The organism is Novosphingobium sp. (assembly GCF_040398825.1).
Lineage (GTDB): Bacteria > Pseudomonadota > Alphaproteobacteria > Sphingomonadales > Sphingomonadaceae > Novosphingobium.
This window is the reverse complement of sequence record NZ_JBBATI010000028.1, coordinates 22,346-38,700: the sequence shown is the minus strand read 5'-3', so window position 1 is coordinate 38,700 and position 16,355 is coordinate 22,346. Positions and strand designations below refer to the sequence as shown.

Sequence of the window (16,355 nt, the reverse complement as noted above, 5' to 3'; positions counted from 1 at the left end):
TTTGCAACAAATCCGATCAGCGCAGGCGGATCGGAAAATAGAACGGCGGCTGGCCGCGGCGCTGGATGCGCAGCAGCACCGCTTCACGGTTTTCGGCCTTGGCCTGTTTGACCAGCGCATCAAGCTCGGCGCGGCTGGTGACCGGCTTGTAATTGGCCGACAGGATGATGTCGCCGCGTTGCAGGCCCTTGGCCGCGGCATCGCTCGATTCATCGACCTCGGTGATCACCACGCCCTTGATCGTTTCGTTCGCGCCCAGCTGGCGGGCGATCTGCGGAGTGACCGGGATGACGCCAAAGCCCAGCGCCTGTTGAATCGACGGACCGGCGGCATGCGGCTTTTGCCCGCTGCCCGGGCCGAAGTCTTCGTCCTGGCCCTGATCGGGGTCGGCGGCCGCCGCCTTGGCCAGGTCTTCCTCGCTCGGGCGTTTGCCAACCACGGCGTTCAGCGTCAGGTGCTGGCCGTCGCGGATGATCGCCACCGGCACGTGTTTGCCTGGCTGGGTGTTGGCGACGATATACGACAGCGATTGTTCGGGCGTGACATCCTTGCCATCGACGCTGACCACAACATCGCCCGGCTGCATGCCCGATTTGGCCGCGCCCTGGCCAGGTTCGACCGACTGCACAAATTCACCACGCCGTTTGGCCAGGCCGAGCGAGGCCGCCAGATCGTCCGACAGCGGCTGGATGCGCACACCCAGATAGCCGCGTTCGATCGCCACGCCCTTCATCAGTTTTTCAACGATTGGCGCGGCGGTTTCCGCCGGGATGGCAAAGCCGATGCCGACGCTGCCGCCGGTGGGCGAAAAAATCGCGTTGTTGATGCCGATCACGTTGCCGCGCATGTCGAACATCGGCCCGCCCGAATTGCCCCGGTTGATCGATGCGTCGGTTTGCAGATAGCGGTCATAAGCGGAACCGGTGCCAGTGTTGCGATAGACCGCCGAAATGATCCCCTGCGTCACCGTGCCGCCCAGCCCGAACGGATTGCCGATGGCGATGACCCAGTCACCCACCCGCGCTTTGTGCGAATCGCCGAACCGCACGAATTTGAACGGCTTTGGCCCGGTGATCTTCAGCACGGCGAGGTCCGATGCCGCGTCCTTACCCACCAGCTTGGCCGGGTAATCGGTGCCATCGGTCATGGTGACGGTGATCGATTCGACCTCACCCGCGCCTTCGGCCGTGATCACGTGGTTGTTGGTGACGATGTAGCCGTCGGCCGATACCACGAAACCCGATCCCAGCGACTGCGCTTCACGCGTCTGGCCGCCACCGCCGGGCGCGCCGCCCTGGCCGCCTGGGCCACCCTGGCCGCCGAACATGTCGCCAAACGGGGTCCCGGCAAACGGGTTGGTGGTGGCGACCTTCACGCGCTGGCGCGTGGAAATGTTGACCACCGCCGGCTGCAGCAATTGCGTCAGATCGGCAAAGCTGGTCGGTGCGCCGGCGCGGGGAACCACCGCCTCGATCGCGGCGCTGTCGTTCTGGGCAACCTGCGCGCCGGCGGGCAGGCCGGTCACCAGCGTGACGGCGCAGCCGGCAAGGAGCAGCGCCGAAGTAACTCCATAAGCGTATCGCACGTGTCCTGATCCTCTATCGTTCAACCTGTTGGCGTAGGGACTTTTGCGAATCCGCCGCGCCTGAGGGCCCTGAAATCTCTTGTACAGCATGAACGGGGTTTGAATGCCGCGACAGCACTATTTGCCCCTGAATTGCCGCAGATAGGTGTTGTCCGGCGACAATACGAGAGTGGCGTGGTTGCCCTTTTGCACAAAGGCGGCGTCATAGCTTTGCATGGCGCGATAGAAGTCGTAAAATTCCGGGTCTTTGCCGAAACTTGCCGCATAGATCTGGCCGGCGCGCGCCTCTGCATCGGCGCGGATCAGGCTGGCTGCGCGGTGGCCTTCGGCGGTGATCGCGGCGGCATCGGCATCGGCGCGCGCTGTCATCGTGGCAATCGCGCCATCGATCGGCGCGCCATCGGGCCAGGTAACGCGCGACAGCCCCAGATCGACCACCGTCGCGCCATAGCGCGCAATTTCGCGATCAAGGCCGGCGCGCAACGCCGCATCGCCGCCCGCACGCACCAGTGCCAAGACGGCGGGCAGGTCGGACTGTGCCACCTGGCGCCGCAACACTGTCATCAGCATCGCGCGCATCGCCTCATCCGCATCGGCGGGCGTGCCCAGCGCCTGGTAAAAGCGCACGGGATCGGTCACCCGCCACACGGCAAAGCCATCGATCGCCAGCGCCGTGCCATCGCGGGTGGCAATCGCCGCGCTGTGCGGCCCGAGGCCCTGCGTGGTGGTGGTCTGCGCGCGGCGGTCAAGCCACACCACGCGTTCGACCAGCGGCATATGCCACGCCAGGCCAGCAGACGCGCGCGCCGCAGGGCCGGTCGCCGCCGGATCGATCAGCCGTACCGGTTGCCCCAGCCGCAGCACCAGCGCGGCGCGATCGGGCGGCACCGGCAGTGCCGCCGCGAACGCCAGCGCCGCCATCGCGAAGAGCGCTGCTGACAGCGGGACGCGGCGATCAATGACCATTGGTCGCCGCCCCGCCATGCGCCGCGTCCGTACCGGCGGGAACCGGCGGCGGCAGGGTAACCGTGGTGCCGGGGGCATCGACGATCACCGTGGTGTTCTGCCCCAGCACGCGTTCCATCGTCGCGTAATAGATCTGGCGCCGGGTCACGGCAGGGGCGCGGGCATATTGGTCATGCACTTTGTCAAACGCCGCTGCATCGCCGCTGGCACGGGTCACTGTCTGGCGCGCCCAGCTGTGCGCCTGCACCGCCTCGGTCGCGGCATCGCTGCGCGCGGTGTTTACCGCGCGGAATGCGTCGGCCGCACGCGCGGGCGGGTCGGCGCGGCGCAGATCGACACCATCGATGACAATGCCGGCATGGTCGCGGTCGAGCATGGCCTGTAACCGATGCGCCGCGGCCGGGCCGATGGTGGCGCGCCCCGGGCCGATCACCGCGGCAAAATCGACGCTGGCCACCACGCTGCGCATCGCTGCATCGGCCGCCAGCCGCAAGGTGAGATCGGGATCGGCCAGCCCCAGCGCATGCGCCTGCAGATCACGGATGCGCCAGCGCACATCCCACGCCACATCGGCCAATGCGCCATCACGCGTCAGCAGCAGGTGCTCTCCGCCGCTGTCGGGCACGGCCAGATGGCGCACGCCGGTCACATTTTCGATACGCACCGCGCCGATTGGCCAGGGCCAGCTGAGCGCCAGACCAGGGCCAAGCGTCGGCCCCCAGGCGCCGGCGGTGGCGACGATCGCCTGTTCCTGCACACCGACCGGATGCACCGTGGTCGCCGCCAGCCCCGCCAGCACCAGCGCACCGCCCAGCCACGGCAACCACCGCGATGCCGGTCCGCTGCCGAAGGGGCGCAAGGTGACCGGGGGCAAGCGGCGTGCCAGCCACGCCGCCGCCCGCGCGCCCGGCAGCGGAGCGACAGGACGCAACGCCGACCGCGCGGGCTGACGCACGCGTGAATGGTGCCACGGCCCGGGCGCGTTCACCCGCAGTGGCGCGCTGGCCGCGACCCCGTCCACCGCATCGGCGGCGGGCGCATCCGGGGCAACGGCGGCGCGTGGTCCGTCGTGGTGGGCCACGCCCGAACCATCGTCCGCCGGGCCGTCGGTGGCCTTGCCCGTGTCGAGTCCGTCCATGACCATGGTTATAGGGCGCGGCCGGTCACAAAAACAGGTCTCGCTCCCATTTTTCCTTTGCTAGGGGGGAACGACTGAACCGAAACGACACATGAAACCGGAATCGCACAACAATGGATGACAGGACAGCGCTGGAACAGGCCCTGCGCGGGGTGGCCGGCGCACGGGTGCAGGCGGTGCGCGCCGGCACTGACGGATCGGCCAGCGTGGTGATCGATGCCGAAGGGCTGGACGATGCCGCGCGCGCCGCGCTGGAACGCGGGCTGATCGATGCGGCGGCGCAGGCCGGGGTTGCCAGTTTGCGCGTGGGCATGAGCGCCAGCCGGCGACGGCGGCGGATTATCGCGGTCGGTTCGGGCAAAGGCGGCGTGGGCAAATCGACGCTGTCGGCCAATCTGGCGATTGCACTGCACCGGCTGGGCCGCAAGACCGGGCTGGTCGATGCCGATATCCACGGGCCATCGCAAGCGCGGCTGTTCGCGACCGAGGACCAGACCCCGCAGGCGCAGGGCAAAGTGCTGTTCCCGGTGATGAGCCGGTTCGGGGTGCCGATGCTGTCGATGGCGCATCTGGTGCGTCCCGGCCAGCCGATCGCGTGGCGCGGGCCGATGGCCGGCAATGCGCTGGGCCAGCTGATCGATGCCGACTGGGGCGCGGCCGAGGTGATCGTGGTCGATCTGCCGCCGGGCACCGGCGATGTGCAATTGACGATGTTGCAGAAACACAAACCGGCCGGCGCGGTGATTGTTTCCACCCCGCAGGATCTGGCGCTGATCGACGCGACCCGCGCGATCGGGCTGTTTGAACAGGGCGGCGTGCCGCTGATCGGCATGGTCGAAAACATGGCCGGGTATCTGTGTCCGCATTGTGGCGAAACCAGCGATCCGTTTGGCCACGGCGGGGCCGAGGCGGCAGCGCGCGACAAAGGCATGCCGTTTCTCGGCCGCATCCCGCTGGCCTTGGCGATTCGCGAAGGCAGCGACGCCGGTGAGCCACCTGCCGCCGGCGAAGGCCCGCTGGCCGAAGCCTATCTGGCGATCGCGCGCCAGGTCGCGCACTGGCTTGATCACAACGGCTGACCTGCGATGGCGCCCCGCCAAATCATGATCCACGCCATTTCGCGGCGCACCGTGCTGATCGGCGCGGGTGCGGGCGGCGCGCTGGTGATCGGGCTGGCGCTGGTGCCACGCCATTTTCGCCCGCCGCTGGTGGCGGGCGAAGGCGACCATGTGATCGACGGGCTGATCCGCCTGTCGCGCGATGGCACGATCAGTGTGGCGGTGCCGGCGACCGAACTGGGCCAGGGCGTGACCACGCTGGCGGCGCAGATCGTGGCGGTTGAACTGGGCGCAGACTGGCGCCGCGTGGGGGTGGAGCCGGCACCGCTCAGCCCGTTTTATGCCGATCCGGTGATTGCCGCAGAATGGGCCGGGATGTGGCTGCCGCGCGGGATCGCCGGCATGCCCTGGGTGGGAGGTGCACTGGGCGACGCGCTGGCCGGGGCGCCGGGGGATACGCTGACGCGGCTTGAAGCCGATCGCGCGCCCGTGCTGATCACCGCCTGTGGCACCACGCTGGCGGCGTTCGAACCGCGCCTGCGGCTGGCCGCTGCCAGCTTGCGCACCGCGCTGGTCGCTGCCGCCGCGCGCAGCGGCGGGGTGGCAGAGGCCGATTGCGACACCCGCGACCACCATGTCGTGTGTGGCAAGCACCGCTGGGCGTTTGCCGCGCTGATCGACCTGGCTTTGGCCGGGGCGCGGGCCGGGCCGCCGCCGGGCGCGGCGCCGTTGCGGGCCAATCCCGCGCGCGAAAATGCCGATGCCCCGCCCGGGCCAGCGGTGGCGCCCGCCTTTCCGCGTATCGACCTGCCCGCCAAGGTCGATGGCAGCACGGTCTATGCCGCCGATGTGCGCCTGCCCGGCCTGGTCTATGCCGCGATTGCGCAAGGGCCACAGGGGCATTGCCGGCTGGCCAGCCACGATGTGGCAGCGGCGGCCGGGGTGGCGGACCTGATCACGGTGGTCAATACCGACCGCTGGCTGGCGGCGGTGGCCAGGACCTGGCACGCGGCCAGCCGCGCGCTGACCGCGATGGAGCCACGGTTCCGCATCGATCCGCACGAACAGGGCCGGGTGGTGGACAGCGACGCGACCGAGGCCGCAATCGACACCGCGCTGCACCATGGCGGGCCCAGCCGGATCGACAGCATCGGCGACGCCGATGCCGTGCTGACCAAACCGGCGCTGACCGCGACTTATGTGGCGGAACCGGCGCTGCACGCACCGCTGGAAACCGCCTGCGCCACCGCACGGATCATGCACGGACGGCTGGAACTGTGGATTGCCAGCCAGGCGCCAGAGGCAGCGGCGCGGGCCGCCGCGCGCGGCGCCGGGCTGCCGCGCCATGCGGTCACGGTTTATCCGCTGCCTGCCGGGGGCAGCTTTGACGCGCGGCTGGATGCACGAATCGCCGAACAGGTGGCGGTGATCGCGCGCAAGATCGATCGCCCGGTGCAATTGACCTGGTCGCGCTGGCAGGAAACGCTGGCCGGGTTTCCGCGCGCGCCGATGGCAGCGAGCCTGAGCGCCAGTTTTGACCCGGCGCGGCAACGCCTGATCGGCTGGCGCGCGCGGCTGGCCTCTCCGCCCTGGGCGATCGAGGCGGGGGCACGGCTGTTTGGCGGGATGAACGCCGCCGCCGCACAAGGGTTGGCGCGTGACTGCGCCGACCCGCTGGCGGTGGCGGGCGCGCTGCCGGTCTATGCCATCCCCGACCGGGCGGTTGACCATGTGCCGGCAGCGATCAGCCTGCCGGTGGGCCGGATGCGCGGCGGTGCGCACGCGCTGACCGCGTTCTTTACCGAAAGTTTCATCGATGAATGTGCGCATGCGGCGGGCGCAGAGCCGCTGTCGTTCCGCGCCGCCATGCTGGGGGAAGAACCCCGGCTGGTCGCCTGTCTGGAAGGGGTGGCGCATCTGGCCACCTGGGGCGGCGGGGGCGGCGGATCGGGCCAGGGGCTGGCCTGCCACCGGCTGGCTCTGACCGCGCCAGAGGGCGTGCGCACCGGTTATATCGCGGTCATCGCCAAGGCCCGCGTGCTGACCGCGGCGGGCGGGCCGGCCGTGCATGTTGAAAATCTGGCCGCATGTTGCGATATTGGTCGCGTGGTCAACCGCGACATCGCCCGCCAGCAGATCGAAGGCGGGCTGCTGTTCGGGATGGCGCTGGCGACCGGTGCGGGCACGCGCTGGGCGCTGGGGCTGCCGCAGGCGGCGCGGCTGGGCGATCTGCGGCTGCCGCTGCTGGCCGATTGCCCCAAGGTCGATATTGCCTTTGCCGTCAGCGACGCCGAACCATTCGATCCGGGCGAACTGGGAATGGTTGCGGTGGCGCCGGCGATCGGCAATGCACTGTTTTCCGCCAGCGGCACACGCTTTCGTCGTCTCCCGTTCCTCACACAAGGCCCGTCATGACCCAGCCACCTGTTACGGCCCCTGTTACGGCGTCTGCACCGGCCGCCGCGCCGCAGCCGCCGCACTGGCCCGCCGACCATCCGGCCGTGGCCACGGGCCGCATCGGCGTGCTGGTGGTCAATCTGGGCACCCCCGATGCGCCCGAAACCGGCGCGGTGAAGCGCTATCTGCTGCAATTCCTGTCGGACAGCCGCGTGGTCGAAATTCCGCCGCTGATCTGGCAGCCGATCCTGCGCGGGATCATCCTCAACACCCGGCCAAAAAAATCCGCGCATGCCTATGCCCAGGTGTGGACCAAGGACGGATCGCCGCTGGCATCGATCACCATCGCGCTGACCGCGGCGCTACAAGACCGGCTGGGCCCCGCGGTGGTGGTGCGCCACGCCATGCGCTATGGCCGGCCGGCGATCGCCGCCGAACTGGATGCGCTGGTGGCGCAAGGCTGCGAACGCGTGCTGGTGATGCCGCTCTATCCACACTTTTCGGCGGCGACCACCGCCAGCGTGCTCGACGATGTGGCGCGCTGGGTGCTGCGGACACGGCGCCTGCCCGCGCTGCGCACGGTGCCGCCCTGGCACGATGATCCGGGCTATATCGCGGCGCTGCACCATGATCTGTCGCGGCAGATCGATGCGCTTGATTTTGTGCCCGAAGTCCTGCTGCTCAGCTATCACGGCATGCCCGAACGCACGCTGCACCTGGGCGATCCGTACCATTGCCATTGCCGCAAGACATCGCGTCTGCTGGGCATGGCGTTTGCGCAAAGCCATCCCGGGCTGCGGCTGGAAACCACGTTCCAGTCACGCTTTGGCCGTGCCAAGTGGCTGGAACCGGCAACCGATGCCACCTTGATGGCAGAGGCCGCCGCGGGCACGCGCCGGCTGGTGGTGGCCGCCCCCGGCTTTTCCGCCGATTGCCTGGAAACGCTGGAGGAACTGGCGATCCGCGGGCGCGAAGAGTTCATGGGTGCGGGTGGCAGCGAATTTGCCGCGCTGGCCTGCCTCAACGCCGGCGCAGATGGCGCGAGCCTGACCGAGGCGCTGGTGCGGCGCGAACTGGCGGGGTGGATCTGAAGGGACGAAAACCGACTTGCCCTTCCCCACTGCTGACATTCGTGTCATTAGGGCGCGCGATAAAGACATCGGTGGGGAACAGGCGAACGTGGCAACCATAGCACAGGCAGACAGTGCACCCGCAACGCTGGCGCGGGCCAGCGATATCCAGTCCGAACGCGGCAATCCGCACTGGACGCGCCACCCTGGCGACCGTGCGCTTGACACCATCCCCGGTGATGATGGCTGGCCAGTGGTGGGTACGACGCTGACCCAGCTGGCCGATCCCGCCGGATTCAACCAGCGCATGGTTGCAGCGCATGGCCCGGTGTACCGCACGCGCAGTTTCGGACGGCGCGGGGTCAACCTGATCGGGCCGGATGCCAACGAACTGGTGCTGTTCGACCGCGACCGGCTGTTTTCCAACGAACAGGGCTGGGGCCCGATCCTGAACCTGCTGTTTCCGCGCGGGCTGATGCTGATGGACCACGATGCCCACCGCATTGACCGGCGCGCGCTGTCGGTGGCGTTCAAACCCGAACCGATGAAGGCCTATTGCGACCTGTTGAACCGCGATATCGCCGCTGGTGCGCAAAGCTGGGGCGCGGGCGCGGACCAGTTCGGCCTGCGCGTGTATGACGCGATCAAGGCGCTGACGCTGCAGACCGCCGCCACCAGCTTTCTGGGGCTGCCGCTGGGGCCAGAGGCGGAACGGCTGGGCCAGGCCTTCACCGCGATGGTCCAGGCCTCTGTGGCGCCCATCCGCCGGCCGCTGCGGTGGACAGCGATGGGCAAGGGCGTGGCCGGGCGGCGCATGCTGGTGACCTGGTTCACCCGCCTGCTGGACGAACGCCGCGCCGATCCGGGCCAGGACATGTTCAGCCAGTTTGCGCTGGCCCGCCGCGATGATGGCACGCTGTTGCCCGCCGACGTGGTGGTCGACCACATGATCTTTTTGCTGATGGCCGCGCATGACACCATCACCAGTTCGTTCACCACGCTGATTTGGCACCTGGCCTGCAACCCGGACTGGCAGGACCGCCTGCGCGCAGAGGCGGCCGCGGTGACCGGGACCACCCCCGGCGGCCCGGTGCCGGCATTGCCGCAGGACGCGCTGGCCCGCATGGAGCTGACCGATCTGGCATTCAAGGAAGCGTTGCGGATCATGCCGCCGGTGCCGGCGATGCCGCGGCGGGCCTTGCGCGATTTCACCTTTGGCGGTCATCACATCCCCGCCGGAACCACGGTGGGCATCAATCCCGCCGCGGTCCATGCAGATCCCGTGCTGTGGCCCGAACCTGACCGGTTCGATCCGCTGCGGTTCACGCCGGACAAAGTGGCTGCGCGCCACAAATATGCGTGGGTGCCGTATGGCGGCGGCGCGCATATGTGCCTGGGGCTGCATTTCGCGACGATGCAGACCAAGATCCTGACCCATCACGTCCTGTCCCGCTATCAGGTCAGCGTGCCCGACGGCTATGCCCCGCGCTGGCAGGCCTGGCCAATCCCGCGCCCGCGTGACGGATTGCAATTGGAATTGCGGCGAATCTGTTGACGCGCAGACACACGCCCGGTATGGGCCTGCGCTTTCCCGCGGGGCTTTCCCGCCTGCTGCGTCGCGCCGGTTGCGTGGGACCACCTTCTGGTCCCGGTCAACCGCCTGCCTGACGGAGCACGAGCCGGATCAACGCGACGCAAGTACACGTGCCCGATACCGTTCGGGATCAGCAGTTTTGGGGAGCCGCGCCACGCGGGTCCACCCTTTGGACGAGAAGCGAACACAGATATGGCCAACACGCCGCAAGCCCGCAAGCGCATCCGCCGCAACGAAAACCGTGCCGCCATCAATGGCGCGCGCCTGTCGCGCATCCGCACCTTCGTCAAAAAGGTCGAATCCGCGATCGAAGGCGGCGACAAGGTGGCCGCGGCCGACGCGCTGAAGGCTGCCCAGCCCGAACTGGCACGCGGGGTTGCGCGCGGCGTGATGCACAAGAACACCGTGGCACGCAAAGTGTCGCGCCTGTCCAAGCGAGTCGCCGCGCTCTGATTCGCATTCAGCGCGATTCACGACCTGCGGCGCGTCATCGGCGGGCATTTCTGGGTATCTATACCTAGATTCGGGTCACGGTCTGTCCGGCATAAGGCTGGCGTGTTTCACGCCAGCCTTTTTCGTGGGCGCGTCTGTGACAGAGCGATGACACCTGACCACAGTGTAAATGGCTGATTATCCGCGATTCGCACGCGTCAGAAAACAATACCGTGCAATTTCAGTTAGTTAAAAAATTTCGTAGGTGTCACGGGAGTCAAGGCCATTTATTTCAGATTCTTTGCGCAGTTCCGCTTGCGAATCTTGGCCACTCGCCAATAGACAGAGTTATCGGGGTGCGACGGGGGCCGTCCGACAGAGTCGGGTTCCCCCAATTTCGAAGATCACACACACTAGCCATAACCGGCCTGGTCAGACGCACTGTCTGCCCGGACAGGGCACCTTTGCCATCGCGCCGCATTGTCGGTTGCGACGCCTGAACGATGCGGGACTCCATGAAGTGAAAATCGACGATTACATGAATGGAGGTTCCGCACCGCGCGGCCAGGGTTTGTCCAACGCCCGTGGCAGCGCCGAGAACGCCCGCGGCAGCGCCGAGAACGCCCGCGGCAGCGCCGAGACCCCGCCAGCGCGCAAGGGGCGCGAGCCTGCGCCTGGCGATGACAGCGAAGCCGTCGGGCTCGCGGCCGATTGGGCCGACATCAGCCAGGGCCTGAAAAAGGATCTGGGGCCGCAGTTGCACAGCCAGTGGATCAAGCCGATCCAGGTCGGCAGTTTCTGCAAGGAAACCGGCACGCTCGACCTGTTCCTGCCCACCGAATTTTCCGCCAACTGGGTATCCGACCGCTTTGCCGACCGCCTGTCGCTGGCGTGGAAAATCGCCCGGTCCGAAGTGCGCCAGGTGCGCATCAGCGTCCACCCGCGCCGCCGTGCCATGCCCGACCTGCGCCTGCCGGATGAGGCCCCCGCCACCACGTTTGCCCAGCGCGCCGCCGCCCCGGCCAGCGCCGCCGAAGCCCTTGCAGGTGTGCAGAACGGCCTCGACCCGTCGCTGACCTTTGCCGAATTCGTGTCCGGCGCGGGCAACGTGCTCGCCGTCAACGCCGCGCAGCGCATGGCCGCGATCGAAACCCCGCAGTTCGCCCCACTCTATCTCAAGGCTTCGACCGGGCAGGGCAAGACCCACCTGCTGCACGCCATCGGCCACGCCTATGCCGCCGCCCGCCCCGGCGCGCGTATCTTCTACTGTTCCGCCGAACGGTTCATGATCGAATTCGTGCAGGCCATGCGCAGCCACGAAATGATGGAGTTCAAGGCCCGCCTGCGCGGCTTTGACCTGCTGCTGGTTGACGACATCCAGTTCATCATCGGCAAATCGAGCACGCAGGAGGAATTCCTCCACACCATCGATGCGCTGATGGGCGCCGGCAAACGCCTGGTCGTGGCCGCCGATCGCGCGCCCCAGGCGCTCGACGGGGTCGAACAACGCCTGCTGTCGCGCCTGTCGATGGGCCTGGTCGCCGATATCCAGCCCGCCGATATCGACCTGCGCCGCAAGATCCTGGAACACCGCCTGCTCCGCTTTGGCCCGTCATCGGTCCACAGCGCCGTGCCAGCCGACGTCATCGAATTCCTGGCCCGCACCATCAACCGCAACGTGCGCGAACTGGTCGGCGGCCTGAACAAGCTGATTGCCTATGCCCAGCTCACCGGCCAGCCCGTGTCACTGCAACTCGCCGAAGAACAGCTGACCGACATCCTGTCCGCCAACCGCCGCCGCATCACCATCGATGAAATTCAGCGCGCAGTCTGCCAGTTCTATCGCGTCGACCGCACCGAAATGGCCTCAAAACGCCGCGCCCGCGCGGTCGTCCGCCCGCGCCAGGTCGCCATGTACCTCGCCAAAGTGCTCACCCCGCGCTCCTACCCCGAAATCGGTCGCAAATTCGGCGGCCGTGACCATTCGACCGTCATCCACGCCGTGCGGCTGATCGAGGAACTGCGCACCCGCGATGCGGAAATGGACGGCGATGTGCGGACGCTGTTGCGCCAGTTGGAGGATTGAGGGGGGCCTCCGGCGGGCAAGGGCTATGGCCCTTGCATCCCTTTACTGTCCTGACCTGAGCGTCCTTGCGCTGTTGTGTCCAACCTTGGGGTCGGAAGACAATATTGCCGCTTTGCGGCGGGAAACAACCCACGAAGATGCGCGCGGTGCAAGACAGTTCAGGGATGCAAGGGCCACAGCCCTTGCCCGCCGGAGGCACCCCCTTAAACGCCCGCCGAAGGCATGATTGGCCTTCACTCCCTGAAAGCGCCCTACAAGCTCGCCAGCGCAACCCCGGAACGTCGGCGCCGCCACCACACCAGCACGGCAAGTCCCACCGCAAACAGCGCCCCCATCCCCGGTTCGGGCACTTCGGCGCCGCTGCCTGATGAGGTGGACGACGTGGTGCTGGTGCCGATCGGCGACGCGGGCAGGACATAGCCGGTGCCAAGCGTGCCGATGTGCATTTCGCCATTCTGGGTCAGGCTGCCGAACACGGCGGAACCCTGGATATAGTTGGCGGTGGTGGCGGTGGCGCGGGGGGCCAGCACCGATCCGCCCCAAGCGGTGGTGAGTGACAGCGCGGTGGCGTCGGGGAAATTCCAGATCACGCTTTGGCCAAGGTTGTTGGTGCCGCCGAGGAAATTCTGGCTGAGCGCGACCGAGGCGCCGGTGACGTTGACGACGACCAGGTTGGCGCCATTGGTGTTGAACTGGATCGCGCTCATCCCGGCCAGCTGGCTGGCGGTCAGGGTGAACACAGTCGGACTGCCAGGGGTGGAAGGCACGGTAAACACGCCGGTGCTGCCGTTCATGGCGACGCTGGCGGTGGGGGGCAGCTGGCCCAGCTGGTAGGACAGCCCGATCATGCTGGTGCCCAGCGCGCTGCCGTATTGGGTGAGGTTCTGGGAAAAGGCGGGGTTGCTGGCGTTAAGGCCGGAGACCACGGTGTTCTGGTTGACATTGGTGTTGCTGATCGACCCGCCGACTTGCACGGTCTGGACGGGGCCATTGAGGTTGAACCCGCTGGACACGTTGCCGCCGATCACCGCGCCCGACCCGTTGTTGAGGTTCTTGGTGCCGCCGGTCACGTTGCCGACCACGGTCAGCCCCGGCACGGTATAGGTTGATGCGGGGACGGCAGCGGAAATCTGGTAATTTGATGAATTGCCGACGAGATTGCCGCCCACGAATGTGCGGCCTTCGACTTCGGACGACGAATTGAGATCGCCCAGCACGACGAGATTGTAGGCATTGAGCGCGTCAAGGCCCAGGGGATCGGTCGCTGCCCCGGCCGGCGTGGCCGTAGTCAGGATCAGCGCCATTGGCCCGGCCGCCAGCATCATCATTGCAGTGCGCGCGCGCGCCATCGTCATTTCCCCGTTTGCAGACGGGGGCGCATTTACGCATCCGGCCTGCCAAGGCAAGCGCGAACCGTCAGACGTCGAGGTTGGCGACGTTGAGCGCGTTTTCCTGGATGAATTCGCGGCGCGGTTCGACCACGTCGCCCATCAGCCGGGTGAGGATTTCGTCGGTTACATCGGCGTCCTCGATCTTCACCTGCAGCAACAGGCGATGATTGGGGTCGAGCGTGGTTTCCCACAACTGGTCGGCGTTCATTTCGCCCAGGCCCTTGTAGCGCTGCACGGCCAGGCCCTTGCGCCCGGCGGCAAACACCGCGTCGAGCAATTGCGACGGGCGGCAGATCAGGTCAGAGGCGGCGGCAGGGCGAACCGGTGCGACGGTTTCTTCGTCGCCATCGGCAGCGGCGACCGGATCGGGCGCATCGGCGGCAGCGCCCGACATCCGCACGAGCCGCGCGGTGCCTTCGTAAACCTCTGCCTGTTCGCTGGCCAGCCGGTGCATCCGGCGCGCCTCCTGGCTGACCAGGAAGCCCGGTTCGATCACATGGTGGTCGGTCACGCCGCGCCATTGGCGTTGCACCAGATAGCCGCCCTCGGCCGCCTCTTGCGCGGACCAGCGCGCTTCGCGGTCCCCCAGATCGAGCCAGGCGGCGGTGCGCGCGAGCGCGGCGGCGCGCGCGACAGGATCGGTGGCAAGCGCAGGATCGAACGCCCCGGTCAGCGCCAGCGCTTCGACAATCGTGGGGTCATAGCGGCGCGGGACGAAGGCCATCAGGTCGCGCATTTTCAGCGCGTGGTCCATCAACGTGACCAGGTCGGCGCCGCCGCGCGCACCGCCGCGGGTTTCCAGCACGCGCCCCGCCAGCCCGGCATCGACCAGATAGCGATCGAGCGCGGCATTGTCCTTCAGATAGACTTCGCTGCGGCCCTTGGCGACTTTGTACAGCGGCGGCTGGGCGATGAACAAATGCCCGTGCTTGATGATTTCGGGCATCTGGCGATGGAAAAAGGTCAGCAGCAATGTGCGGATATGCGCGCCGTCGACATCGGCGTCGGTCATGATCACGATCTTGTGATAGCGCAGCTTGTCCAGGTTGAAATCGTCGCGGATGCCGGTGCCCATCGCCTGGATCAGCGTGCCGACCTCTTTGGACGAGATGATCCGGTCAAACCGCGCGCGTTCGACATTCAGGATCTTGCCCTTCAGCGGCAGGATCGCCTGGATCGTGCGGTCGCGGCCCTGCTTGGCCGAACCGCCGGCGGAATCGCCTTCGACCAGGAACAGTTCGCATTTCGACGGATCGCGCTCCTGGCAATCGGCCAGTTTGCCGGGCAGGCTGGCGATGTCCATCGCGCCCTTGCGCCGGGTCAGTTCACGCGCCTTGCGCGCGGCTTCACGCGCGGCGGCGGCATCGATGACCTTGTGGATCACCGCCTTGGCATGCGCGGGGTTTTCCTCCAGCCATTCGTTCATCTTGTCCGCCATCAGGCTTTCCAGCGGCTGGCGCACTTCGGAACTGACCAGTTTGTCCTTGGTCTGGCTGGAAAATTTGGGGTCGGGCAGCTTGACCGAGACGATCGCGGTCAGCCCTTCGCGCATGTCGTCGCCCGACAGCGTGACCTTTTCCTTTTTCAGTAGCCCTGACCGGTCGGCATAGCCATTGATGGTGCGGGTCAGCGCGGCGCGAAACGCCGCGAGGTGCGTGCCGCCATCGCGCTGCGGAATGTTGTTGGTGAAACACAGCACGTTTTCATAATAGCTGTCGTTCCACTGCAACGAAACATCGATGCCGACGCCATCGCGGTTGGCCGAAATCGCGATCGGATCGGGCACCAGCGGCTGTTTGTTGCGGTCGAGATATTTGACAAAGGCGCCGATGCCGCCGTCGTAATAAAGGTCATGTTCCTTCACATCGGCATGGCGGCGGTCGCGCAGCAGGATGCGCACCCCCGAATTCAGAAACGCCAGTTCGCGGTAGCGGTGTTCAAGCTTGTCAAAATCAAACTCGGTCACGTTTTTAAAAGTGTCGTGGCTGGCCGAAAAGGTCACGCGAGTGCCCTTCTTGGGCTTGCCATCGACCATCGGCGCGGGGCCGCGTTCGATCAGCGGGGCCACCGCATCGCCGTGGGCAAAGCGCATCCAGTGTTCTTTGCCATCGCGCCAGATCGTCAGCTCCAGCCATTCGGACAGCGCGTTGACCACTGACACGCCCACCCCGTGCAGGCCGCCCGACACTTTGTAGGCGTTGTCGTCGTTGGTGTTTTCAAACTTTCCGCCAGCGTGCAGCTGGGTCATGATCACTTCGGCGGCGGAAATGCCCTCTTCGGTGTGGATGCCGGTGGGGATGCCGCGCCCGTTGTCCTCGACCGAAACCGAACCATCGGGGTTCAGTTCGATCAGGACCAGATCGCAATGCCCGGCCAAAGCCTCGTCAATCGCGTTGTCGGACACTTCGAACACCATGTGGTGCAGGCCCGATCCATCATCGGTATCGCCGATGTACATGCCGGGGCGTTTGCGCACGGCATCAAGGCCTTTGAGAACCTTGATCGAATCGGCGCCATAGGAATTGGTGTTGGGAATGTTTTCATTGGTGCTGGCCATGGCTTCGCCATAGCACCTGTAACCGGAAACCCAAGCGAATCCGCCGTGTTTTGCACAGTTCGGCAGCACATTCGTCATTTA

The 16,355-nt window shown here is 66.8% G+C and carries 11 protein-coding genes; 6 read left to right on the top strand and 5 right to left on the bottom strand.

Annotated features, from left to right (window positions below; translation table 11 throughout):
• Positions 1 to 16 precede the first annotated feature (16 nt).
• The 3 genes from ABWP89_RS13660 to hflK all read right to left on the bottom strand — a co-directional run bounded on the left by ABWP89_RS13660 (position 17) and on the right by hflK (position 3,689).
• Positions 17 to 1,585 carry a Do family serine endopeptidase gene (locus tag ABWP89_RS13660; protein WP_353229947.1) on the bottom strand — a complete coding sequence of 523 codons (1,569 nt, stop codon included), beginning with the start codon at positions 1,583 to 1,585 and terminating at the stop codon, positions 17 to 19.
• A 117-nt stretch (positions 1,586 to 1,702) separates the two neighbouring features.
• Positions 1,703 to 2,551 carry an SPFH domain-containing protein gene (locus tag ABWP89_RS13655; protein ID WP_353229946.1) on the bottom strand — a complete coding sequence of 283 codons (849 nt, stop codon included), beginning with the start codon at positions 2,549 to 2,551 and terminating at the stop codon, positions 1,703 to 1,705.
• Positions 2,541 to 3,689, bottom strand: coding sequence for a protease modulator HflK (gene hflK / locus ABWP89_RS13650; RefSeq protein WP_353229945.1), 1,149 nt, complete (start codon positions 3,687 to 3,689; stop codon positions 2,541 to 2,543). Before hflK ends, ABWP89_RS13655 begins: the two co-directional genes overlap by 11 nt.
• Positions 3,690 to 3,802: 113 nt before the next feature.
• Between hflK and ABWP89_RS13645 the strand changes: the two genes are divergently transcribed.
• From ABWP89_RS13645 to dnaA, 6 genes are all read left to right on the top strand, one after another.
• Positions 3,803 to 4,768 carry an Mrp/NBP35 family ATP-binding protein gene (locus ABWP89_RS13645; RefSeq protein ID WP_353229944.1) on the top strand — a complete coding sequence of 322 codons (966 nt, stop codon included), beginning with the start codon at positions 3,803 to 3,805 and terminating at the stop codon, positions 4,766 to 4,768.
• A 6-nt stretch (positions 4,769 to 4,774) separates the two neighbouring features.
• Complete coding sequence (locus ABWP89_RS13640) at positions 4,775 to 7,162, top strand: molybdopterin cofactor-binding domain-containing protein (RefSeq protein WP_353229943.1); 2,388 nt, start codon at positions 4,775 to 4,777, stop codon at positions 7,160 to 7,162.
• A complete protein-coding gene (hemH, locus tag ABWP89_RS13635) occupies positions 7,159 to 8,235 on the top strand; it encodes a ferrochelatase (protein WP_353229942.1) in 1,077 nt (358 codons plus the stop codon). Before ABWP89_RS13640 ends, hemH begins: the two co-directional genes overlap by 4 nt.
• Before the next feature lie 88 nt (positions 8,236 to 8,323).
• The gene (locus ABWP89_RS13630) at positions 8,324 to 9,769 is read left to right on the top strand and encodes a cytochrome P450 (RefSeq protein WP_353229940.1); all 1,446 of its coding nucleotides are present in this window, start codon (positions 8,324 to 8,326) and stop codon (positions 9,767 to 9,769) included.
• A 231-nt stretch (positions 9,770 to 10,000) separates the two neighbouring features.
• Positions 10,001 to 10,261: a 30S ribosomal protein S20 gene (gene rpsT, locus ABWP89_RS13625; protein ID WP_353229938.1), complete on the top strand. Its 261-nt coding sequence runs from the start codon at positions 10,001 to 10,003 to the stop codon at positions 10,259 to 10,261.
• Positions 10,262 to 10,778: 517 nt separating this feature from the next.
• A complete protein-coding gene (gene dnaA, locus ABWP89_RS13620; protein WP_353229937.1) occupies positions 10,779 to 12,326 on the top strand; it encodes a chromosomal replication initiator protein DnaA in 1,548 nt (515 codons plus the stop codon).
• A 251-nt stretch (positions 12,327 to 12,577) separates the two neighbouring features.
• On the opposite strand, the gene ABWP89_RS13615 is transcribed toward dnaA, so the two are convergent.
• Together ABWP89_RS13615 and gyrB are read right to left on the bottom strand one after the other, a co-directional pair.
• Positions 12,578 to 13,675, bottom strand: a complete 1,098-nt coding sequence (locus ABWP89_RS13615) for a choice-of-anchor A family protein (protein WP_353229935.1) — start codon at positions 13,673 to 13,675, stop codon at positions 12,578 to 12,580.
• Positions 13,676 to 13,742: 67 nt separating this feature from the next.
• Positions 13,743 to 16,274 carry a DNA topoisomerase (ATP-hydrolyzing) subunit B gene (gene gyrB / locus ABWP89_RS13610; RefSeq protein WP_353229934.1) on the bottom strand — a complete coding sequence of 844 codons (2,532 nt, stop codon included), beginning with the start codon at positions 16,272 to 16,274 and terminating at the stop codon, positions 13,743 to 13,745.
• Positions 16,275 to 16,355 lie beyond the last annotated feature (81 nt).